The organism is Stenotrophomonas bentonitica (assembly GCF_013185915.1).
In the GTDB taxonomy this organism is placed as follows: domain Bacteria; phylum Pseudomonadota; class Gammaproteobacteria; order Xanthomonadales; family Xanthomonadaceae; genus Stenotrophomonas; species Stenotrophomonas bentonitica.
Genome location: NZ_JAAZUH010000001.1, coordinates 1,176,080 through 1,197,557, shown reverse-complemented (window position 1 = coordinate 1,197,557; position 21,478 = coordinate 1,176,080). Strand labels below are relative to the sequence as shown.

At 67.9% G+C, this 21,478-nt stretch carries 18 protein-coding genes and 1 tRNA gene; 11 read left to right on the top strand and 8 right to left on the bottom strand.

The features are described 5' to 3' along the window. Positions 1 to 64 precede the first annotated feature (64 nt). Positions 65 to 1,339 carry a hypothetical protein gene (locus tag HGB51_RS05325; RefSeq protein WP_141739166.1) on the top strand — a complete coding sequence of 425 codons (1,275 nt, stop codon included), beginning with the start codon at positions 65 to 67 and terminating at the stop codon, positions 1,337 to 1,339. Between the two features lie 63 nt (positions 1,340 to 1,402). On the opposite strand, the gene HGB51_RS05320 is transcribed toward HGB51_RS05325, so the two are convergent. From HGB51_RS05320 to trxA, 4 genes are all read right to left on the bottom strand, one after another. Continuing rightward, positions 1,403 to 1,855 (bottom strand): DUF4442 domain-containing protein, encoded by a 453-nt coding sequence (locus HGB51_RS05320; RefSeq protein WP_070208387.1) that lies wholly within the window; start codon positions 1,853 to 1,855, stop codon positions 1,403 to 1,405. Positions 1,856 to 1,923: 68 nt separating this feature from the next. Further along, positions 1,924 to 3,552, bottom strand: coding sequence for a CHASE2 domain-containing protein (locus tag HGB51_RS05315; RefSeq protein WP_070208388.1), 1,629 nt, complete (start codon positions 3,550 to 3,552; stop codon positions 1,924 to 1,926). Next, the gene (locus tag HGB51_RS05310) at positions 3,549 to 5,210 is read right to left on the bottom strand and encodes a FecR family protein (protein ID WP_256123613.1); all 1,662 of its coding nucleotides are present in this window, start codon (positions 5,208 to 5,210) and stop codon (positions 3,549 to 3,551) included. The genes HGB51_RS05315 and HGB51_RS05310 overlap by 4 nt, the downstream gene beginning before the upstream one ends. A 144-nt stretch (positions 5,211 to 5,354) precedes the next feature. Continuing rightward, positions 5,355 to 6,212 (bottom strand): thioredoxin, encoded by an 858-nt coding sequence (gene trxA / locus HGB51_RS05305; RefSeq protein ID WP_070208389.1) that lies wholly within the window; start codon positions 6,210 to 6,212, stop codon positions 5,355 to 5,357. Positions 6,213 to 6,270: 58 nt separating this feature from the next. Between trxA and HGB51_RS05300 the strand changes: the two genes are divergently transcribed. The 8 genes from HGB51_RS05300 to HGB51_RS05265 all read left to right on the top strand — a co-directional run bounded on the left by HGB51_RS05300 (position 6,271) and on the right by HGB51_RS05265 (position 13,344). Then, positions 6,271 to 6,891 carry a DUF998 domain-containing protein gene (locus tag HGB51_RS05300; RefSeq protein ID WP_070208390.1) on the top strand — a complete coding sequence of 207 codons (621 nt, stop codon included), beginning with the start codon at positions 6,271 to 6,273 and terminating at the stop codon, positions 6,889 to 6,891. Positions 6,892 to 7,081: 190 nt separating this feature from the next. Then, the gene (leuS, locus tag HGB51_RS05295) at positions 7,082 to 9,721 is read left to right on the top strand and encodes a leucine--tRNA ligase (RefSeq protein ID WP_070208391.1); all 2,640 of its coding nucleotides are present in this window, start codon (positions 7,082 to 7,084) and stop codon (positions 9,719 to 9,721) included. Positions 9,722 to 9,834: 113 nt separating this feature from the next. Continuing rightward, on the top strand, positions 9,835 to 10,446 hold the full coding sequence (locus HGB51_RS05290) for an LPS-assembly lipoprotein LptE (RefSeq protein ID WP_070208392.1): 612 nt from the start codon (positions 9,835 to 9,837) through the stop codon (positions 10,444 to 10,446). Positions 10,447 to 10,471: 25 nt separating this feature from the next. Beyond that, positions 10,472 to 11,509, top strand: a complete 1,038-nt coding sequence (holA, locus tag HGB51_RS05285) for a DNA polymerase III subunit delta (RefSeq protein ID WP_070208393.1) — start codon at positions 10,472 to 10,474, stop codon at positions 11,507 to 11,509. Between the two features lie 5 nt (positions 11,510 to 11,514). Further along, complete coding sequence (gene nadD, locus HGB51_RS05280; RefSeq protein WP_070208394.1) at positions 11,515 to 12,180, top strand: nicotinate-nucleotide adenylyltransferase; 666 nt, start codon at positions 11,515 to 11,517, stop codon at positions 12,178 to 12,180. A gap of 58 nt (positions 12,181 to 12,238) precedes the next feature. Beyond that, the gene (gene rsfS / locus HGB51_RS05275; protein WP_070208395.1) at positions 12,239 to 12,673 is read left to right on the top strand and encodes a ribosome silencing factor; all 435 of its coding nucleotides are present in this window, start codon (positions 12,239 to 12,241) and stop codon (positions 12,671 to 12,673) included. A 66-nt stretch (positions 12,674 to 12,739) separates the two neighbouring features. Beyond that, complete coding sequence (gene rlmH / locus HGB51_RS05270) at positions 12,740 to 13,210, top strand: 23S rRNA (pseudouridine(1915)-N(3))-methyltransferase RlmH (RefSeq protein WP_070208396.1); 471 nt, start codon at positions 12,740 to 12,742, stop codon at positions 13,208 to 13,210. 57 nt (positions 13,211 to 13,267) lie between these two features. Continuing rightward, positions 13,268 to 13,344, top strand: a tRNA-Asn gene (locus HGB51_RS05265). A 376-nt stretch (positions 13,345 to 13,720) separates the two neighbouring features. Here the strand turns inward: HGB51_RS05265 and HGB51_RS05260 are convergent. The 4 genes from HGB51_RS05260 to HGB51_RS05245 form a co-directional block, all read right to left on the bottom strand. After that, the gene (locus tag HGB51_RS05260; protein WP_084739026.1) at positions 13,721 to 14,005 is read right to left on the bottom strand and encodes a SymE family type I addiction module toxin; all 285 of its coding nucleotides are present in this window, start codon (positions 14,003 to 14,005) and stop codon (positions 13,721 to 13,723) included. Positions 14,006 to 14,657: 652 nt separating this feature from the next. Next, on the bottom strand, positions 14,658 to 17,483 hold the full coding sequence (locus HGB51_RS05255) for a TonB-dependent receptor (RefSeq protein ID WP_070208398.1): 2,826 nt from the start codon (positions 17,481 to 17,483) through the stop codon (positions 14,658 to 14,660). A 185-nt stretch (positions 17,484 to 17,668) separates the two neighbouring features. Then, positions 17,669 to 18,325 (bottom strand): energy transducer TonB, encoded by a 657-nt coding sequence (locus tag HGB51_RS05250; protein ID WP_070208399.1) that lies wholly within the window; start codon positions 18,323 to 18,325, stop codon positions 17,669 to 17,671. A 221-nt stretch (positions 18,326 to 18,546) separates the two neighbouring features. Continuing rightward, a complete protein-coding gene (locus HGB51_RS05245) occupies positions 18,547 to 19,281 on the bottom strand; it encodes an SIMPL domain-containing protein (RefSeq protein WP_070208400.1) in 735 nt (244 codons plus the stop codon). Between the two features lie 130 nt (positions 19,282 to 19,411). Between HGB51_RS05245 and HGB51_RS05240 the strand changes: the two genes are divergently transcribed. Together HGB51_RS05240 and rng are read left to right on the top strand one after the other, a co-directional pair. After that, positions 19,412 to 19,993: a Maf family nucleotide pyrophosphatase gene (locus tag HGB51_RS05240; RefSeq protein ID WP_070208401.1), complete on the top strand. Its 582-nt coding sequence runs from the start codon at positions 19,412 to 19,414 to the stop codon at positions 19,991 to 19,993. Further along, positions 19,986 to 21,473, top strand: coding sequence for a ribonuclease G (gene rng, locus HGB51_RS05235; RefSeq protein WP_070208402.1), 1,488 nt, complete (start codon positions 19,986 to 19,988; stop codon positions 21,471 to 21,473). The genes HGB51_RS05240 and rng overlap by 8 nt, the downstream gene beginning before the upstream one ends. Positions 21,474 to 21,478 lie beyond the last annotated feature (5 nt).

The window sequence follows — 21,478 nt, the reverse complement described above, 5'->3', positions numbered from 1 at the left end:
GGGGCGGCGGGCCGGTTTACCCTGCCGGGCGCCGCAGGATGCGGCTTGATGGGGGAATGCTGTGTTGACCGTATTGAAATGGATCGGGGCGCTGCTGCTGGGGCTGGGGGTAGTGATGCTGCTGGTGCTGGGCATTTCGTGGGCGTTGCCGATTCCGGCGGCCGAGCGCGCGGCGCTGGACGCCATGGAAACACCGGCGGCCCCTCGGCCGGCCAACGACAACGCATTCGCAGCCGTATGGCTGCTGCCGTACGACGGGATCGATGCGTCAGCGCGTGATGCGCTGCTGGCGGACGATGTGCAGCGTTTCCAGGCAGTTCCGGAGGAGCCGGCGTCGCTGACCTCCCACGCTGAGGGTCGGTTTGCACGCGCGGAATGGGCGCCCTGGTGTCGAAACGCCGACCCGTGCCTGGCGCAGGTGCGCGCGGTACCGGATGCGGTGGCCGCGGGGCATGCAGGACACGAAGGCCTGCACGCGCGGATTGCAGAGATCTCCCGCTATCGCTATTACCGAAGTGCGTTCGAGCCGGATCCGCGCATGCCGTTCCCGGCCCTGGGGCTGCTGTTTGACCGCCTCTCGGCGCATGCGTTGCTGCATGTGCAGGGCGAGAGTGAAGCCGCCCTGGCGGGATTGTGCCGGGACGTATCGAGCGCGCGCATGCTGATGGCCGAAGGCGATACCTTGGTGGTGTCCATGGTCGGTGGCGCATGGGCCTCGCGCGGTGCCCAGCTGTTCACCGACATCCTGGCTGAACTGCCGGCCGAGGTAGAAGTGCCCACCGGGTGCACGCAGGCGTTTGCTCCGCCGCAACTGGCGGAGTTGAATCTGTGCCATGCGATGCGGGGTGAATTTGCATTCCAGCAGGCTGCGATGTCGGCGGTGCCGCCCGGGCAGCAGCTGTTCCTGAATCAGCGCAAGACGCTGGCGCGCAGCGCGTGGTTGCTGTCGCGCACTTGTGCTGACGACGTGCAGGCCCAGATCCGCGACGACCGCCGGGTGATACTGCCGCCACCGCCTCCGGTGTGGACGTGGCACTGCGCGGCCAATGCGGTCGGTTGCGTACTGGTAGATATTGCCGGGCCTGCGTACGACGAGTACCCGCAGCGCATGCAGGATGTTGGCGCGCAGCTGCGCATGGCAGGCGCGATGCTGTGGCTGCGTGGGCAGCCGCAAGGCGAGGCGTCCGAGGTATTGAAGGCCGTGCCCGAAGGTTTCGCCAGCGCGCAACGCCCGCTTCGCATCAGCGAAGACGGCACACGCGTGCGCGTACCCCGGCTGGGCAAACCCCGCGACGGCAGCGGACCGGAAATCAGCGCTCCGTTACCCAGAGGCTGGTAACGGCACGCCAGACGTGTCTACACGTGGTGCCTGGACGCTACGTGGGACACGCATGGCGTGTCGCTACCGGGCTTTCGGCTTCAGCCTCAGGTAAACCTGCTTGCGCACGCGGGCCACCACTTCGCCCTTCTCATCCACCACATCGTTGCTGAACCAGTGGAGGTACTTCTCGCCACTTGCGGTAGCCGCGCGCAGCTCGTCCAGGATCGCATCGTCCAGCCGGAACTCGGCGGTGACCGTGCCGCGGCCGGGTTTCAGAAACTCGATCTCCCCGGCCCGATCCCACACGTAGTAATCGCTGCCCAGGTTCTGCATCACCGTCAGCATCCAGAACGGGTCGGTCATCGCAAACAGGCTGCCGCCAAAATGCGTGCCCACGTAGTTTCTGTTCCACGGCCGCATGCGCAGCTCAACCCGGACATACCGGTAATCGGCACTGACCTCGGTCACGTGGATGCCGGCGAAGAGGAAGGGCGGCCACAGGTTGATGCCGTGGCGGAACAGGCTGGCTTTCATGACGGACTGGGGCAGGAGAGATGCCCCGAAGCTTACCATTCGTTGGCGTATGGTTCGATGTCGGCGCGTTACAGCCCGGGTTCTTCCGCTGCGTAACCGTCGCGGCCGGCGGCCTTGGCGCGGTACAGGGCGGCGTCGGCGCCTTCGAAGTAGTGGCGCGGTTCGGTGATGGCGCTGGGGACACGGGTGAACAGGCCGACGCTCAGGGTGATCTGGGCGTCGTGGCCGTCGCCGAGCGACAGCGACATGGCGCGTACCGAGGCAATCAGGTCCTGGATGACCTGCACGGCGCCTTCGGAGGTGGTGTCCGGCAGGATCAGGGCGAATTCGTCGCCGCCGAAACGCGCGGCCATGTCGCGCGGGCGGCGGGCGTGGGCGCGGATCTCGGCGGCGATGCGGCGCAGTACCGCGTCGCCGGCGTGGTGGCCATGGCGGTCGTTGTGCTGTTTGAAATGATCCACGTCGATCAGCACCAGGGTCAGCGGGCGGCCACTGCGGCGGCCGGCGTCGTGTTCCTGCTGCAGGGTCTGTTCGAAGCGCAGGCGGTTGCCCAGGCCGGTCAGCGCGTCACTGTTGGCCTGTCGGCGCCAGGCGCTGATCCGCCACAGCACCCAGGCGCAGATCACCGCCAGCATGCAGCCGAGCGCGGCGGCCGGCGCAAACCAGACCTGGCCAACACGCAGCAACACGAAGCTGCCCAACAGGGTCAGCGGCAACGCCAGCACCGCGCACAGCAGCGCACGCGGCAGGGTCAGGCCGAGTGCGCACAAGGCCACCAGCAGCGCGCTCAGCACGGCCTGCCACGGCGGCGCCAGCACGTTGATGACCTTGCCGCTGAGCAGCATCGAGGCCACGTTGGCCTGGTACTCGGTGCCGCTCATCCAGCGCTCGCGCGTGGTCGGGGTGAGCAGGCGCGGGGCGATGCCGCTGGCGGTCATGCCGACCAGCACCAGGCGGTCGCGCAGCACCGTCGGGTCGACCTCGCCGTTGAGCACGTCGACGTAGGACACCTGCGGGAACCGCTCGGGCGGGCCGGCGAAGCGCACCCGCACGTAGTGGTTGCGGTGCCACTGATAGGGCGAGGTCGTGTCGACCTCCGGGTCGCGCAGGCCCGGCAGGGGGCCGCGCAGGTTGGCCAGTGCCAGGCCGAATGCCGGCCAGTGCGGTGAGCCGATCCCGGCGGTGAGGTACAGGCCGCGCGCAACGCCGTCGGCCTCCACTTCGATATCGCTGTGGCCGAGCGTGCTCGCGTTGGCGGCGATCAGCGGAATCGGCAGCAGCTCTTCGGCCATGCGCGGGCCGCTGGACGGCGCGGCCAGCACCGGCAGCACCACGTTTCCATTGCGGCGGATCGCGGCGGCCAGTTCGGCGTCCTGCGCGCTGTCCTGGCGGTCCGGTTCGGACAGCACCAGGTCCAGCCCCACGCGCTGGCTGCCGGCGGCGGTCAGGCGGTCGAGCAGGCGCGCATGGGTGGAGCGCGGCCACGGCCACTGCCCCAACTGCTGCAGGCTGGCGTCGTCGATCGCCACCACCAGCAGGCGCGGATCGGGCGGGTACTCCCACGACCCCACGAACGTGTCGAAGATCGCCTCGTCCTGTTTCCAGAACACCTGCGCGTAGCTGGCCAGCGCGGCCAACGCTCCCACCAGCACCGCAAGCACGATGCGCCGGGGCCAGGGGAGCGTGAGCGGCCTCACAGCAGCAGGAGCAGCAACAAGGCGCCGCCACCCGCGGCGCCGTAGCAGGTGCGGCAGGGCAGCGTGACCTGCTGGGCGGGCGAGAACGGGCCGGCATAACCGTCGTCGTCGATGTACTGCACGCGCACGTGCAGGGTGCCGTGCCACGGGCGCTTCAGGCTGACCTCCGGTTGATCGCGCTCGGCATCGAGCAGCGGCGAGGCGAAATCGCCGCGGCGGTCCAGTTGCACGCGGTAGCGCTGGCCGGGCGTGCCGGCCTGCCAGCGAAGGGTGAGCTGGCCCTTGGCGGCCTGCGGCGGTTGCAGTGCCGGGTCGACCGGCGCGTCGCTGACCTGCAGCGCCACCGGCTGGCTGAAGCGGCCGCGCTGGCCGCTGGCATCGCGCGAGGCGACCCGCCAGAAGTAGGCGCCAGGGGCGAGGTCGGTATTGGCGCGCAGCTGCGTGGTACGCCCTTCCTGTTCCAGCAGCGGCTGCAGGAACTGCGGATCGGTGGCGACCTGCAGCACGCTGCTGGCCGCGCCGTCCACCCGGCTCCACTGGAAACGCGGGCGCGGGCTGGCGACCGTCTCGGCATTGACCGGGCGCACGGTCAACGGCGCGGACGGCTGGTCGTGCACCTGGAAGTCCACTTCGGTGTCCAGGCCTTCCACGCCGTCAGCGCTCACCGCGCGCACCAGCAGCCGCAACAGGCCGGGCGGCAGGTCGGGCACGGTGAGCTGGGCGTCGGCGGTGTCCCTGGCGAACAACAGAATCTCCGGTTGGTCGGCGCGCACCACTTCTACCCGGTACTGGGTGGCTTGCGCTACTGGTTTCCACGCAACCTGGGCGGGCAGGGTGTCCAGACGCAGCGTTTCCAGGGCCAGGGCAGGGGCGGGCAGCAGCGCTTCAGGCGCTTCCGGGCGGGCCGCCAGGGCGCGGTTGCGCGTGGCCTGGCCGCGCCCGACCTGGCGCTGGCCACGCGCGTTGCCGACCTGCACGCGGCCTTCCAGCACCTCCGTCGCGGCCACGCGACCGTAGCCACCGGCGCTGACCCGGAAGCGGGTGCCGCGCACGCTGCTGGTCGCGGTGGGCGCGTCGATGATGTAGCGCGAGGCCGGGCCCTTGGCCGGCGTGACCTGATGGCTGCTGCGGCCCTGTTCCAGGCGCAGGCGGGTGTCGACCATGCCGGTGCGCCCGTAGCGGCTGAGCTGGTCCAGGTGCAGCTGCGAGCGCTCGCGCAGCTGCAGGCGCGAATCGTCGGCGAAGGCGAGGGTGACGCTGGCGTCGGCGCCGGTCAGCAGTTGCATGCCGATGCCGAGCAGTTCGCCTTCCACCACGGCGCGCAGCGCACCGTTCGGACCCTGGCGCGCCTGCACCGGGCCGCGAACTGCCAGCACCCGGGCCGGGGCCGGTTGCACCTGCAGCCAGGCGATCGGGAAGTGCAGTGCGGTGCCGGGCGGCAGGCGGTAGGGGTCGGCGATCCGGTTGTGCGCCTGCAACTGCTGCCACGGCACGCCGGGCTTGAGGTACAGGGCACCCAGGTCCCACAGGGTGTCGCCGGGGCGGACCCGGTAGTTCCAGTCCTGGGCCAGCAGCGGGAAGGCGGAGAGCAGCAACGCCAGCAGGATCGGCAGGCGGGTGAAGCAGGCGCGAAGGCGCGCGCAATGGGTCGAACTCACGATGATCTGGGCCCTTGCAGAGGGGCTCAGCCGTGCGGCCCCCATGGCCCAGACCGCATCCCCCCGAATGGATCGCGGTCAAACCATGACCGCGATCACATTATCGCCCGGGCTCGGTGCAGGGATTCTGAACGCCGGTCGCGCTCAGAACAGCAATGCGGACATCGAACGACGGTAACGACCGACCAGCGCGGCATCGTCGATCACCCGGAAGGCGTCGATCAGCAGCTTGCGCGGCAGCCCCTCGCTGTAGCTGGCGTCCTTCTGCAGCATCACCAGGAACTGTTCCAGTGCGGCCTCGTCCTGGCCGCCCAGCAGCAGCTGCACGCCGCGCAGGTGGCGGGCCTGCAGGTCATTGCCATCGGCCGCGATGCGCGCCTCCAGCTGTTCCGCCGCAGGCGCGTCCTGCAGCGCCTTGGCGAAGTCCAGGCGGGCGCGGGCACGCACCGCGCGGTCGTCGGTAGAGAGGTTGGCCGGCAGCGCGTCGATCAGCGCTCGCGCTTCGTCGGTGCCGCCGGTCTGCAGCAGGGCCAGCGCCAGTTCAAGCTTCAGCTCCTCCTTGTCCGGCTCGGCGGCGATGCTCGCGCGCAGCACGTCCACCTGTGCCTGCGGGTCCAGCGCGGCCGGCTCGGCGGCCGCTTCGGCAGGGGCCTCGGCCGGCAGCACGCCGTGCTGGGTCAGGAACTCGCGCAGCTGGCCTTCCGGCAGCGCACCGGGGAAGCCGTCGACGATCTGGCCGCCCTTGACCAGGAACACGGTCGGTACCGAGCGGATCTGGAACGCTGCTGCGATCTGCTGCTCCTTGTCCACGTCGACCTTGGCCAGCTCGAAGGCGCCGTTGTACTCGCCGGCCAGCTTCTCCAGCATCGGGCCCAGGGTCTTGCAGGGCTCGCACCAGGTGGCCCAGAAATCGACCAGCACCGGGGTCTGCAGGGACTTCTGCAGGACCTGCGCTTCGAAGGTTTCAGTGGTGGCGTCAAAGACGTAGGACAGCTCGCTCATGGTCGGATTCAACGGTAAAGATGTACCCAGTGTATGGTGCCGAACATATTCATAAGCAATGCCCATGATGAAAACACTGCGACGCTTCGATCCCCTGCTGGGTGCCACGGCGGCGGTGCTGTTCCTCGCCTCGGTGCTGGGCTTTGGTGCGGCCCTGCCGGGCTACCTGCCGCTGGGCCACCCGGTGGCGCTGCTGGGCGCGATCGGGGTGCCGCACGCCGGTGCCTTCGACCTGCTGGGCTTCGTACTGCCGGGGTTGCTGGCCGCCGTAGTGGCGCTGCGGCTGCTGGCGCGGGTGCCGGTGACCGCGCCGTGGACGCCGCGCGTGGGCGGGCAGATGCTGGTGCTGTCCGGCCTGGCGTTCGCCGCGATGGGCGTGCTGCCGCTGGACGCCAACGATATCGAGAGCCCGGCCAGCCAGTACCACGCCAGCGCGTGGATGGTCTGGGTGCTGGCATTCGTGCCCGGCGCACTGATGTCCGGACTGGGCGCGCGGCGCCTGCCGGGCTGGGGCCGGCTGGCCGCGCTGCACCTGGCCGCAGGCCTGGCCGTGCTGGTCGGGGCGTTCGTGCTGCAGGCGCTGATGCCCGCGCCGGTCGCACAGCGGGTGGCCTTCGTGGCCTGGGCGCTGTGGCTGGCCGCCGCGCTGCCGGTGGCCAGCCGGGTCCACCACCGCTGAGTTGACGGTTCCGGCCGCAATCGACGCGGGAATGCGCGCGGGCCTCTAGTTCGCGATCCTTATGGAAAGGGTAATTCCCTGATTTATCAACGGGATGTCGAAGTGGTCCGGTATTGGCCGGGGCGGCGATTGGAGCCGTTTGCCGCACTGCGGTACGCTGTCCCGCTTTGCCGCCGCATCCTTGTTTTCCATGACCAGCGTCGAACCCAACGTTTACGATCCGCAGCAGGTTGAATCCGCCGCCCAGGCCTTCTGGGACGCCACGCGCGCCTTCGAGGTGACCGAGTCTTCGGACAAGCCGAAGTACTACTGCCTTTCGATGCTGCCGTACCCGTCGGGCGCGCTGCACATGGGCCATGTGCGCAACTACACGATTGGCGATGTGATCAGCCGCTACAAGCGGATGACCGGGCACAACGTGCTGCAGCCGATGGGCTGGGATGCGTTCGGCCTGCCGGCGGAAAACGCGGCGATCAAGAACAAGACCGCGCCGGCCAAGTGGACCTACGCCAACATCGAGCACATGCGCGGCCAGTTCAAGGCCATGGGCTATGCGATCGACTGGTCGCGCGAGTTCGCCACCTGCACGCCCGAATACTACGTGCACGAACAGCGCATGTTCACCCGCCTGATGCGCAAGGGCCTGGCCTACCGCCGCAACGCGGTGGTGAACTGGGACCCGCTGGACCAGACCGTACTGGCCAACGAGCAGGTCATCGACGGCCGTGGCTGGCGCTCCGGCGCGCTGGTGGAAAAGCGCGAGATTCCGCAGTGGTTCCTGCGCATCACCGATTACGCCCAGGAACTGCTGGACGGCCTGGATGAACTGCCGGGCTGGCCGGAGTCGGTCAAGACCATGCAGCGCAACTGGATCGGCCGCTCCGAAGGGCTGGAGATCCAGTTCGACGTGCGCGACGCCGACGGAAGCGCGCTGGACCCGCTGCGCGTGTTCACCACCCGTCCCGACACGGTGATGGGCGTGACCTTCGTGTCGATTGCTGGAGAACACCCGCTGGCCCTGCACGCGGCCAGGTCGAACCCGGCGCTGGCGGCACTGCTGGCCGAGATGAAGCAGGGCGGTGTGTCCGAAGCGGAACTGGAAACCCAGGAAAAGCGCGGCATGGACACCGGCCTGCGCGCCGTGCACCCGGTCACCGGCGCCCAGGTGCCGGTGTGGGTGGCCAACTTCGTGCTGATGGGCTACGGCACCGGCGCGGTCATGGCCGTGCCCGGCCACGACCAGCGCGACAATGAATTCGCCAACAAGTACGGCCTGCCGATCCGCCAGGTGATCGCGCTGAAGTCGCCGCGCAAGGACGAAGGCGCCTACGACGCGACCCGCTGGCAGGACTGGTACGGCGACAAGACCCGCGAAACCGAGCTGGTCAACTCCGAAGAATTCGACGGCCTGGACTTCCAGGGCGCCTTCGAGGCACTGGCCGAGCGCTTCGAGCGCAAGGCCCAGGGCCAGCGCCGCGTGAACTACCGCCTGCGCGACTGGGGCGTGAGCCGCCAGCGCTACTGGGGCTGCCCGATCCCGGTGATCTACTGCCCGAAGTGCGGCGCCCTGCCGGTGCCGGAAGAGCAGCTGCCGGTGGTGCTGCCGGAAGACGTCAACTTCGTCGGTACCGGTTCGCCGATCAAGGCCGACCCGGAATGGCGCAAGACCACCTGCCCGGACTGCGGCGGCGCGGCCGAGCGTGAAACCGACACCTTCGACACCTTCATGGAGTCCAGCTGGTACTACGCGCGCTACACCTCGCCCGGTGCCCGCGACGCGGTGGACAAGCGCGGCAACTACTGGCTGCCGGTGGACCAGTACATCGGTGGCATCGAGCACGCGATCCTGCACCTGATGTACTTCCGTTTCTTCCACAAGCTTCTGCGCGATGCGCGCATGGTGGACAGCAACGAACCGGCGCAGAACCTGCTGTGCCAGGGCATGGTGATTGCCGATACCTACTTCCGCCAGAATCCGGACGGCTCCAAGGACTGGATCAACCCGGCCGACGTGGACGTGCAGCGCGACGAGCGCGGCCGCATCACCGGTGCGGTGCTGATCGCCGACGGCCAGCCGGTGGAGATCGGCGGTACCGAGAAGATGTCCAAGTCCAAGAACAATGGCGTGGACCCGCAGGCCATGGTCAGCCGCTACGGCGCCGACACCGTACGCCTGTTCTCGATGTTCGCCGCACCGCCGGAGCAGTCGCTGGAGTGGAACGAAGCCGGCGTGGACGGCATGGCGCGCTTCCTGCGCCGCCTGTGGGCGCAGGTGCAGAAGCACGCCGCCGACGGCCCGGCCCCGGCGCTGGACGCCGCTGCGCTGACCGTCGAACAGAAGGCGCTGCGCCGCAAGACCCATGAAACCATCGGCAAGGTCGGCGACGACTACGGCCGCCGCCACAGCTTCAACACCGCCATCGCGGCGGTGATGGAGCTGATGAACGCGCTGGCCAGGTTCGATGACAGCTCCGAGCAGGGCCGTGCGGTCCGCCAGGAAGCGCTGCAGGCCACCGTGCTGCTGCTCAACCCGATCACCCCGCATGCCAGCCATGCGTTGTGGCAGGTGCTGGGCCATGGCGAAACGCTGCTGGAAGACCAGCCGTTCCCGCAGGCCGATGCTGGCGCGCTGGTGCGTGATGCAGTGACCCTGGCCGTGCAGGTCAACGGCAAGCTGCGTGGCACCATCGAGGTCGGTGCCGACGTTCCGCGCGAGCAGATCGAAGCGCTGGGCCTGGCCGAGCCGAATGCGGCGAAGTTCCTGGAAGGCCTGACCGTGCGCAAGATCATCATCGTGCCCGGCAAGATCGTGAACATCGTCGCCGCGTAACGCCATGGGGGGCGGGGCAGGGCCCCGCCCTACGTGCTTTGTTCACGCACAATCGGGCATGGTGTCGTCCGCCCCCTGTTGCCGGCTTCGTCCGGCTCCGCCAGACTGTGAACATGACTCGACTTCTGCTTGCCCTTGTCCTGACTCTTACCCTTGCCGGGTGTGGCTTCCATCTGCGCAACAAGCTGATGCTGCCGGCCGACACCGCTGCGGTGAAGGTGGTCTCCACCGCGCCCTACAGCGAACTGGCCAAGCTGCTGCGTCGTGGCCTGGCGGCGTCCGGCGCCACCATTGCCGAAGCCGACAGCAAGGCGCCCGCCGCGCAGCTGCAGGTGGTATCCGAGCGTTGGGGCGACCTGCCCATCGCGATCGACGCACAGGGCCGCGCCCAGGAATACAGCCTGCGCTATGCGGTGATCTTCGTGTTCCGTCGCGAAGACGGCAGCGACCTGGTGCCGCAGCAGGTGATCGAGCTCTCGCGCGATTACGTGTCGCCGCCCAGTGACGCCACCGGTACCACCACCGAGCGCGAGATCCTGGCCGACGAACTGCGCCGCGAAATGTCCGCCTCGATCCTGCGCCGCATCGACAGCGTAGTCCGCGCCGAACTGCAGCGTGGCACGTTGACGCCGCCTGCGGCCAAGCCTGCCGAGGTGCCGGCCGCTGCGCCGGCCACCGCGCCGGCCACCGTCCCGGCGGCGACCAAGCCGCCGCAGGGCGGCTGACCGGTCCGCACGGACCGACCGCACGATGGAACTGCGCCCCGAACAGTTCGCCAGCCAACCGGCCAGCCAACCGCTGGTGCCGGTGTACCTGATTGCCGGGCCGGAAACGCTGCGCGTCCTCGAGGCCGCCGACGCGGTGCGTGCCAAGGCACGTGCCGAGGGCATCACCGAACGCGAAGTATTCGATGCCGACGGCCGCGATTTCGACTGGAACCAGCTCGACGCCACCTTCAACGCCCCCAGCCTGTTCAGTGCGCGTCGGCTGGTCGAGCTGCGCCTGCCCACCGGCAAGCCGGGCAAGGAGGGCGGGGAGGTGATCAGCCAGTTCTGCGCCAACCCGGCGCCGGACGTGATCCTGCTGATCACCTGCAATGAATGGAGCAAGGCCCACCAGGGCAAGTGGGCCGAGGCGGTCAGCCGCGTGGGCATGCTGTCGGTGGCCTGGGCGATCAAACCGCACGAACTGCCGGAGTGGATCGAGCGCCGCCTGCGCCAGAAGGGCCTGCGCGCCGACCCGGCCGCCGTGCAGCGGCTGGCCGAGCGGGTGGAAGGCAACCTGCTGGCGGCCGCGCAGGAAATCGACAAGCTGGCGCTGCTGGCCAGCGGCCAGAACCTGGACGTGGACACCATGGAGTCGCTGGTCGCCGACGCGGCCCGCTACGACGTATTCCGGCTGCTGGAAGCCACGTTCTCCGGGCAGCCGGCGGCGGTACTGCGCATGGTGGCCGGCCTGCGCGCCGAAGGCGAGGCGGTGGCCGCGCTGATGCCGATGGTGATCCGTGAAATGCTGGCCACCGCGGCGCTTGCACGCGTGCAGGCACGTGGCGGCAACCTGGCTGCTGAAATGAAGAGCCGCGGCATCTGGGAATCGCGCCAGGCGCCGTTCAAGCGCGCGCTGCAGCGCCACCCCGAAGCCAAGCGCTGGGAGCGCTTCGTGGCCGAAGCCGGGCTGGTCGACCGCATGGCCAAGGGGCGCGCCGACGGCGACGCCTGGCTGGGCCTGGAGCGGCTGCTGGTGGCGGTAGCCGAAGCGCGCGCGGTACGCCTGCTGGCCCGTGCCTGAGCCCGATGGGCCTGCGCATCCATTACGGCGGCACCTTCGACCCGGTCCACCAGGGCCACATGGCCATCGCCCGCGCCGCGCGCGACCAGCTCCAGGTGGCGGTACGGCTGCTGCCGGCGGCCGACCCGCCGCACCGTCCCGCGCCGGGCGCCAACGCGACCCAGCGTGCCGAAATGCTGGCCCTGGCCATCGACGAGGAACCCGGCCTGCTGCTGGACCTGCGCGAGCTGGAGCGGGCACGGCGCCAGCCGGACGTGCCGTCATACACCGTCGACACCCTGCGCGAACTGCGCGGCGAACTGGGCCCGCGCCAGCCCATTGCCTGGCTGGTGGGCGCCGACAGCCTGCTGGGCCTGACCGGCTGGCATGAATGGGAGGCGCTGTTCGAGCTGGCCCATTTCATCGTCGCCGACCGCCCGGGCAGCCCGCTGCAGCAGCAGCTGCCCGCCCGCCTGCAGGACGCGCTGCACGGGCGCTGGACCGCGAAGGAGGGCGACCTGTTCGGCGCGCCGGCCGGCCGCCTGCTGCACCTGCATGCGCCGCTGCGCAGCGAATCGGCGACCGAGGTCCGGGAACGCATCGCCAGCGGCGGAGACTGGCGCGCACTGCTGCCGGGCAAGGTTGCCGACTACGTAGCCGACCACCGGCTGTACGGACTTGGCGAGTCGTGAACCCGTTCAGGTCGCTGGACCCGTATAATCGCCCCCAAATCTATAGAGTCCCCCTGCTTTGAGCGACCAAGTCCAGCCCCAGACCATCAAGGTCGAATTTTCGAATCCGGCGCCGTCCACCGAAGCACTGCTCGAGTGCGTGCGTAACGCCACCGCAGAACTGAAGGCCAAGGACGTCGTGGAGATCGACGTGATCGGCAAGTCCAGCGTCACCGATTTCATGGTGATCGCGTCGGGCACCTCCAGCCGCCACGTGAAGTCCATTGCCGACGAAGTGGTGAAGTTCGCCAAGCAGCTTGGCACCATGCCGCTGGGCGTGGAAGGCGAGCGCGAAGCCGAGTGGGTGCTGGTCGACCTGGGCGACGTGGTGGTGCACGTGATGCTGCCGCGCGTACGCGAGTTCTATGCGCTGGAGCGTCTGTGGACCGTGGGCGACCAGGGCCCGACCCTGCTGGACGACGAAGCAGACGAAGACGACTACGCCGCGCGCTGAATCCCGCGCACGCAGTAGCGACAACGGCGCCCCGGTGGCGCCGTTGTCATTTCAAGGAGCATGAGGATGAAAGCCAGGTTGATCGCCACCGGCGAACGCGCGCCCAGCTGGGTGGCGCAGGGCTTTGCCGAGTACCAGAAGCGGCTGTCGCACTGGCTGCCGTTCGAGCTGGTGGAGATCGAACCCGGCCTGCGCGGCAAGGGCCGCGACGCGCGTCGCGCCACGGACGACGAAGGCAAGCGGGTAATCGCCGCGCTGCCCAAGAACGCCTACGTGGTGGCGCTGGACGTGCCCGGCAAACAGCTCAGCTCTGAACAGCTGGCGCAGCGGCTGGAGCACTGGCGCGGGCAGGGCCGCGACCTGGCGTTTTTGATCGGCGGCCCGGAAGGGCATTCAGCCGAAGTCTCCGCGCTGGCCGATGAGAAATGGTCGATCGGCCCGCTGACCCTGCCGCACATGCTGGTACGCCTGGTGGTGGCCGAGCAGCTGTACCGCGCTGCGGCGATGCTGACCAACCATCCGTATCACCGCGCGTGAAGAAATTACGCGCGGAAGGGTTACAAGCAGCAAAAAGCCGGTTACAATGCGCACCCCGCCCGAATAGCTCAGCCGGTTAGAGCACTTGACTGTTAATCAGGGGGTCGTTGGTTCGAGTCCAACTTCGGGCGCCAAGTTTTGAGAGCCTCGCAGCGATGCGAGGCTTTTTTTTTGTCCGCGTGGAACGCGCCCGAATCTCGCGGGTCACTGGTAGGGCCGGTTCCCAAACGGCCGCCGACCTCGCACGCGATCACTTTGACGCATGGACCCGTGCGATCAGGCGCCTGACGGAGACGCGACTCCGGATCACTGCAATGCCATCACCGGGTGCGGTGTTGCCATCGGCAGTCGGCTGGGGCGCGACTCTACCGGGGATGCATCCCGATGGATCGACCGGAGCGCTCGGTGGTAGGGTCGCTTCCCAAACGACCGCCAGGATTGTGCGCGATCCCTTTTGCGCATGGACCCGTGCAATCAAGGTAGAGCCGGGCAGAGCCCGGCTCTACGCGGTTAGGTGTACCAGCCCGGGCGGCGACAGGCCACGCGCACTGGTTTCCTGCTTCGCAGCAGCACGCAGCCGGAGGCGATGTGCACGCTCAGGCGTGCGCCTGTTTCGATGCCTGCGGTCTTGAGCCACATGCCGCGCAGGTGTACGGAGGGGACCAACAATTCGCCCGGCTCGGGCTCGTGCTCGTCGTGGTACAGCGAGCCCACCAGCACGCTGCGGGGCGTGTTCCAGTGGTAGATCACACGGGGTGGGGTGGCAACAGATGAATCGCGTTCGTGGTCAGACATGGTAGGCCTCTCCTGGATGTCTCCCTCGCCGGGATGGCGAGGGAGTCGGGGGCTTGTTTAATTGCGGAGCTTTTAGACTCAGGCCCACCCTGCCGATCTGTTGCAGATGCTTCTAGTCGGTGTTTTCTGTTGAATCGGGCAATTCGATTGGCTGCGCCTAATGCAATGTCGTAAACCACTCGAAATGGCTCGAGAGGTGTTGTGCTGGCGAGGTGTTGCGGAGCGTGATGCGCATCGCAACGGAGCGTGTTCGGGGTTTCTCTTATCGAGATTAGCCGATTGATTCCTTGCCGCTTTTGGCTCGGATCGCGCGTGCGGTTGGAGCCATTGTGCCGATCAGTGCAATGCGCCATCGGGCGCGGGGCTGCTATCGGCAGTCGGCTGGGGCGCGACCCTACCAAAGCCCGGCAACCTGTTGACAGCGGTAGGGCCGGTTCCCAAACGGCCGCCGACCACGCATGCGATCGCTTTGACGCATGGACCCGTGCAATCAGGCGCTGACGGAGACGCGATTCCGATCACTGCGATGCCATAACCGAATGCGGTGGTGCTATCGGCAGTCGGCTGTGGCGCGACTCTACCGCCCTTCTGGGACCTGCATTGAAAAAGCCCGGGCAAGAGCCCGGGCTTTTCCGTTTCACACCTGCACCGATCAGTTGAAGGTGTACTTCGCGCCGATGGTGAAGTAGCGGCCGATGGCGCCGCTGAAGTGCAGCGGGTTGTAGTTCACGCCACCGTAGGTGGTCGGATCCAGCGGTGCGGTCCGGTCGAACACGTTCTGCACCGAAGCGTTGAGTTCGAACGCGTCGGTGATGTTGTAGCGACCGGACAGGTCGAACGTGGTGAACGAGGCGATCTTCTCCACCGGCGTGCCGTCGGCGTAGAACGCGAGATAGTCGCCACCGCGCTTGTCCTTGTTCTCCAGGCTGCTGATGTAGTTGACGATGCCGCTCACGCTCCACGCGTCCTGCTTCCAGGTGGTGCCGAAGTTGACGCGGTCTTCCGGCGTGCCGATGCAGTTGGTGACGTCGCAGTTGCCGTGGGTGCCGACGTAGTCGACCGTGGTGTCGCCTTCGGTGCGCTCGAACTTGAGCACGTGGCTCCACTGCAGGTCCATTTCCAGCTGGCCCGGGCCGATGTCGAAGGTCTGGCGGATATCGGTGTCGATACCGCGGACCCGCGACGAGTTGGCGTTCACGTAGGCGGTGTTGACCGCCAGGATGGTGCCGGTGCCGGGAATGCCGTTGATCAGGTCGGTGTCGCGCAGCACGTCGCCCGCCGCGATCGCGTCGGCCGTGCTGCCCTGCGCGATTTCATTGGTGCGCTTGATTTCCCAGGCGTCCACGGTCAGCGAGGTGGTGGCAGTGGGCTGCAGCACGATGCCGAACGAGTAGCTCTTGGACTCTTCCGGCACCAGGTCCGGGTTCGGGCTGGTGATGATGGCCACCGGACGCGCACCGCAGTTGGTGGTCGCATCGGCCGGGGGGCTGACCGCGCAGCGCACCGGGTCGCGGGCGGTGGAGAAGGCAGCCAGGCCGCCGTCACCGTTCTCGGCCGGGTTCGGGGCGCGGAAGCCTTCGGCGTAGGTGGCGCGCAGGGCGACCCAGTCCACCGGCGTCCACTTCACACCCAGCTTCGGGGTGGCCTTGCCGTCACCGCTTTCGTACTTGTCGTAGCGGACCGCGCCGGACAGTTCCAGCTGTTCCAGCACCGGTGCGGACAACTCGACGTAACCGGCATAGACGTTCTGGGTGCCGTCATAGGCCGAGTAGCCCAGGCCGATGATGTCGCCCACGTCGGTGTAGGTCTGCGGGGTAAGGCTGTTGCTGGTCTTGCGCCACTCGGTACCGATTGCCAGACCGAGCGGGCCGCCCTTGAGGTCCATCAGGCTGCGCGACACGGTGAAGTCGAACATGTCCAGGCTGGACTTGGCGTTGGCCTGGATTTCCGGCGAAATGTAGTCGTACAGGGCCTGCGAATTCTGGCCCGCGTTGTCACCGATGCGCCACACGCCACCGGCGCAGTTCGGGTCGCCCAGTGCGCACTGCACGGCGCTGTAGCGCAGGAAGCCGGTGCGCTTGTTGACCAGGTTGGTGCTCGAATGGAGGTAGGCGGTGTCATAACCCCACTCGCCCCAGTTGCCCTTGGTGCCGACCAGGAAGCGGGTGAACTCATTGGTGTTGGTGGTCACGCGCGGACCGACGTCCCAGGCCGAATAGCGCAGGCGTGAGGCCTGGCCGGGGATCACGTTGTCCGGGTGGGCCGGGTTCAGTACCACGGCGCCGGGGCCGCTGCTGGCGTTGACCGGGCCACCGGGATAGCCCCAGCTGCCGGACACACCCGACGGCGTGTTGCTGAACACCGTTTCCTTCTTGGAGTAACCGATCTCGGTGTAGATCTCGCCGCCTTCGCCGTAAGCGAAGCTGGCGCGGCCGAACACGTTGACGTATTCCTCTTTCGGGCTCAGGTCGCGGTACAGCTGCGCCGGGTTCCACAGGCAGCCATCCTCGGCGATGGACGCGTCGGTCTGGCCCGGGATGGTGGTCAAGCCCTGGCAGCCGGGCAGCGGGACCAGGAACGCCGGATTGTCGTCATCGACCAGGCGGTCATCGAACACCGAACCATTCGGGCCGGCGCCGCCGCTGGTACCGCCATTGAGGAAGGCGCCGCCGAGGAACTGCGAATCCTGCGCGCTGATGCCCCACGGGCGCAGGTCGCCCGTGCCGATCCAGTCGCGGTTCTTGCGGTCGCTGATCTTGATCGCGTCGGTCTTGCCCACGTCCAGGCTGAAGAACGCGTTCCAGCCGTCCGTGGCGATGTCACCGGTACCGGCGGTCAGGGTGGCCTTCTTGGCGTCGCCGTCGCTGTCGCCGGACAGGCCATACGAACCGCGCAGGATCACGCCGTCGAAGTCGCTGCGCAGGATGATGTTGACCACGCCGGCGATGGCGTCGGAACCATAGATCGCCGAGGCGCCGTCCTTCAGCACTTCCACGCGCTCGACCGCGTCCAGCGGAATGGTGCTCAGGTCGGTGAAGACCTTCTGGCCGTCATCGGCCAGGCCATAGGTGGCCATGCGGCGGCCGTTCAACAGCACCAGCGTGGAGCCGGCGCCCAGGCCGCGCAGCGAGATGCCCGCGCCGCCGCCGGCGAAGCCGTTGCCGAAGGTCTTGGGGATGGAGCCGGCACCGTCGGAGGTCAGCGTCTGCAGGTATTCGGCCACGGTGGTCTTGCCACTGCGGTCGATGTCCTGGCGCGTTACCACCTGCACCGGGGAGGGGGTTTCGGTATTGGTACGGGGAATATTGGACCCGGTGACCGTGATCCGGTCCAGGTTGGTGGCCTGCTCCTGGGCAAACGCGGAGGAGGAGGCGAAGGCGCCGGCCAGCAGCAGCACGCTGCCGGTGAGTACGGCGGATACGGATTGGGCCAGGTTGTTGCGGCGGCTGCTGTAGAGCCGTTGGATCGGGTATTTCACAGTTTCTCTCCTGACTGGAAAACCTACGTATTAAGTCGTCGGGCGCAGCCGTCTATGCGGAGCGTCGGCGACAATCTAGGTTTCCAACAGGTGACGTAGTCGTGAAAAATTGCTTAATTCGCGTCAATCGTGACCTCTGTCTAAAAGTGGGGAAAACCCGCTTGAGTTTTCCCCACTAATCGGGGTTATTCCGGAAGTGAGAAACTCACCGGCACCAACCCGGTGGCCGCCACTGCCTGGCCGTCGACCTGCGCCGGCACGAAGCGCCAGTGGCGCAGCACCTGCTGGCGGGCGGCGTTGTCCAGCACCCGCGAGCCACTGCTGCGTTCGATCACTACTCTGGCCGGCCGACCCTCGGCATCGACCTGGACCCGCAGCACCACCGTGCCCTGTTCGCCGGCACGGATCGCGGCGACCGGGTAGCTGGGCGGCGGCGCCGAGCGGTACTGCAGCTGCACGCCTTCACCCGATGCCGCCGGCGCCGGTTCCACCGGGGCCAGGGTCGGGGCCTGGATGTCACTGGCCGGCAGCGGGGGCACGGCCAGCACGTCGTCGGCCGTGGCGGTCGGCGGCGGCAGCGGAGCGACGCGTGGGGTGGTGGTGGGGGCGCGGACCGGCACCGGTTCGGTAGGCGGCAGCGGCGGGGGCGGTTCGGGCTGGGTGACTGGCGGGAGGATCATGTTGATCACCGTGCGGTCCCGCGGCAGCGGTGTGGCCACGTAGGCGGCCGGAATGAGCAGCAGCATCAGCGCGAGCAGATGCAGGGCCAGCGCGGTGCTCCAGCCGAGCACGCGCGAGACGTCGATGTGAAGCGGAACCACCGGGGGATGCGTACGGACCATGCGCCACTCTCCTTGCCAGATGTGCGTGCGGGAACATCAACGTACGGGCGCGGCCGATGGGGTTGCAGACTGCAGAAGACGGGGCCGCGCAATGACAGGATTACCGGAGCCGGGCACGGGCTGGAAGTCAGGGGCGCTGTGGGTGTTTGGCTGCCGGTCATAAACGGATGACGGCGCCCGAAGGCGCCGTCCCGTTGTCCAGCGGTGGACCGCTGTCGGATTTACCTGGCCAGGTCGAACACCACGTCCAGGTTCACCGACACCGTCGATTCGCCCGGCGACACCGGGGTGGAAATGTCCGCCGCCATCGGCGCGGCCGCAGCACGCATCATCACCGGGCGGAAGTTGCCACCGCCGCTTTCGGAGATGCTGACGATCCGGCGCACGCGCAGGCCCAGCGACTTGGCGTAGGTTTCGGCACGCGCCTGGGCCTTCTTCAGCGCGGCCAGGCGGGCTTCGTCATAGACCGGTTCGGGCTGGTCGATCTCGAACTGCGGACCGTTGATCTGGTTGGCGCCCTGTGCGGCCAGCGCGTCCAGCACCTTGCCCAGTTTGGCGATGTCGCGCACCTTCAGGCTGACCGTGTTGCTGGCCTGGTAGCCGGTGATCTTCGGCGCCTCGTTCTCGGCGTAGCGGTACTGCGGGCTGAGGTTGACCCCGCTGGTCTGCACGTCGCGCTCGGCAATGCCGGCGGCCTTGATCGCGGCCAGCACCTTCACCATCTGCTCGGCGTTCTGGCGCATGGCGGTATTGCCGTCGGTGGCCTGGGTAACCACCCCGGCCGACAGCGTGGCCACATCGGGCACGCGGCGTGCTTCGGCGTTGGCTGAAATGTTGAGCAGGGTGCCGTCGGCCGGCACGGCGATGGCGGGTTGGGACTGGGCGTGGGCGGTCATCGAGGTTCCCAGGGCAAGCGACAGGGCGAGCAGCAGCGGGGACAGAGCGTTGCGACGCATGTGGATCTCCTTGTGAAGGCGTTGAGGTTGGTGTCGGAGCGATGAACGTCTGGTGAGAAACGGAGGGGTTGGACGCAATTGGGTGTGGTTGCTCGCGATTCAGACAGGGCGCGCAGGTTATGCTTCCGCGATGCTTTATCTTGCCTCCCGTTCCCCCCGACGAACCGATCTGCTGGCGCGCCTGGACCGACCGTTCCGTGCGCTGGACCTGGACGTGCCCGAAGTACGGGCCGCCGGGGAAGCCGCCCAGGACTATGTGCGGCGCGTGGCCGTGGACAAGTCCCGTGCCGGCCTGGCCCTGGTGGCCGATGACCCGCACGCATGCGTGCTTGGCGCCGACACCGAAGTGGTGCTGGACGGGGAGGTGTTCGGCAAGCCGGTCGATGCCGCCGACGCCGCCGCCATGCTGAATCGGCTGTCCGGCCGCACCCACCAGGTGATGACCGTGGTGGCGCTGGTCGCCGCCGGCGTCGAGCAGGTGGTGGAGGTGGTCTCCGAGGTCAGCTTCATCGCGCTGGACGAAGCGGCCATTGCCGGCTATGTCGCCAGCGGCGAACCGATGGGCAAGGCCGGTGCCTACGCCATCCAGGGCGGGGCAGAACGTTACATCCGCCACCTGGCGGGCAGCTATTCGGGCGTGATGGGCTTGCCCCTGCAGCAGACCGAGCAGCTGCTGCAGGCATTCGAATCGAAGGGAGTCGCCCATGTCTGAAGAAATCCTGGTCAACGTCACCCCGCGCGAAACCCGGGTGGCGGTCATTGAAAACGGCATGCTGCAGGAGCTGCACATCGAACGTGGCTGGCGCCGCGGGGTGGTGGGCAACATCTACAAGGGCAAGGTGCAGCGGGTGATGCCGGGCATGCAGGCCGCGTTCGTCGAGGTCGGGCTGGAACGCGCTGCGTTCCTGCACGCCAACGACGTGGTGCGCCCGGCCCCGGTGGCCAGCGCCGACACCGAAGGCACCACGCTGCCGCCGCCGTCGTCGGTGCCGATCGTGGAGCTGCTGCGCGACGGGCAGGACATCGTGGTGCAGGTGGTGAAGGATCCGATCGGCACCAAGGGCGCCCGGCTCACCACCCAGATCAGCATTCCCTCGCGCTACATGGTGCTGCTGCCGCAGTCCAAGGTGGTCGGGGTGTCGGCGCGGATCGAGGACGAAGCCGAACGCGCGCGCCTGAAAACGCTGGTGACCGAGCTCTCGGCCCAGCACGGCGGCTACGGCTACATCGTGCGCACCAATGCCGAGGGCCAGCCGGCCGAGGCCATCGCCGAGGACATCGCGTATCTGTCGCGGGTCTGGAACGTGGTCGAGCGCCGTGGCCGCGAGGCCGCGCCGTGCAGCGTGATCTACGAGGACCTGAGCCTGCCGCTGCGCTCGGTGCGCGACCTGATCCGCAAGGACGTGGACAAGGTCAAGGTGGACTCGAAGGAAACCTTCACCCAGCTGCAGGCGTTCGTGGCCAAGTACATGCCGGTGCTGGCCGAGAAGCTGGAGCTGTACAGCGGCGACCGCCCGATCTTCGACATGTTCGGGGTCGAGGACGAAATCGGCCGCGCGCTGGACAAGCAGGTGCCGCTGAAGTCCGGTGGGTACCTGGTGATCGACCAGACCGAGGCGATGACCACCATCGACGTCAACACCGGCTCGTTCCTGGGCCAGCGCAACCTGGAAGAAACGGTGTTCCGCACCAACCTGGAAGCGGCCCAGTCGGTGGCGCGCCAACTGCGGCTGCGCAACCTGGGCGGGATCATCATCATCGACTTCATCGACATGGACGATGCCGAACACCGCCGCCAGGTGCTGCGCACGCTGGAGAAGGCGCTGGCCCGCGACCATGCCAAGACCACGGTCTACGAGTTCTCACCGCTCGGGCTGGTCGAAATGACCCGCAAGCGCACCGTGGAAAGCCTGGAGCGGCAGCTGTCCGAACCGTGCCCGGAGTGCAGTGGGCGCGGCTCGATCAAGACCGCCGAGACGGTGACCTACGAGATCTTCCGCGAGATCACCCGCGCGGTGCGCCAGTTCGACGCGGCGCGCCTGCTGGTGATCGCTTCGTCGAAGGTGGTGGCACGGATCACCGACGAGGAATCGGCGGCGGTGGCCGAGCTGGAGGAATTCCTCGGCAAGTCGATCCGCTTCCAGGCCGACGAGCAGTACCTGCAGGAGCAGTTCGATGTCGTCCTGCTCTGAGTACC

Coding starts and splice junctions, on each gene's coding strand:
- HGB51_RS05300 (WP_070208390.1), top strand. CDS start 6,271: ATGCCCATGATGAAAACACTGCGACGCTTCGATCCCCTGCTGGGTGCC.
- nadD (WP_070208394.1), top strand. CDS start 11,515: ATGGGCCTGCGCATCCATTACGGCGGCACCTTCGACCCGGTCCACCAG.
- HGB51_RS05250 (WP_070208399.1), bottom strand. CDS start 18,325: ATGGTCCGTACGCATCCCCCGGTGGTTCCGCTTCACATCGACGTCTCG.
- trxA (WP_070208389.1), bottom strand. CDS start 6,212: ATGAGCGAGCTGTCCTACGTCTTTGACGCCACCACTGAAACCTTCGAA.
- HGB51_RS05290 (WP_070208392.1), top strand. CDS start 9,835: ATGACTCGACTTCTGCTTGCCCTTGTCCTGACTCTTACCCTTGCCGGG.
- HGB51_RS05260 (WP_084739026.1), bottom strand. CDS start 14,005: ATGTCTGACCACGAACGCGATTCATCTGTTGCCACCCCACCCCGTGTG.
- rng (WP_070208402.1), top strand. CDS start 19,986: ATGTCTGAAGAAATCCTGGTCAACGTCACCCCGCGCGAAACCCGGGTG.
- HGB51_RS05245 (WP_070208400.1), bottom strand. CDS start 19,281: ATGCGTCGCAACGCTCTGTCCCCGCTGCTGCTCGCCCTGTCGCTTGCC.
- HGB51_RS05240 (WP_070208401.1), top strand. CDS start 19,412: ATGCTTTATCTTGCCTCCCGTTCCCCCCGACGAACCGATCTGCTGGCG.
- holA (WP_070208393.1), top strand. CDS start 10,472: ATGGAACTGCGCCCCGAACAGTTCGCCAGCCAACCGGCCAGCCAACCG.
- rlmH (WP_070208396.1), top strand. CDS start 12,740: ATGAAAGCCAGGTTGATCGCCACCGGCGAACGCGCGCCCAGCTGGGTG.
- HGB51_RS05320 (WP_070208387.1), bottom strand. CDS start 1,855: ATGAAAGCCAGCCTGTTCCGCCACGGCATCAACCTGTGGCCGCCCTTC.
- leuS (WP_070208391.1), top strand. CDS start 7,082: ATGACCAGCGTCGAACCCAACGTTTACGATCCGCAGCAGGTTGAATCC.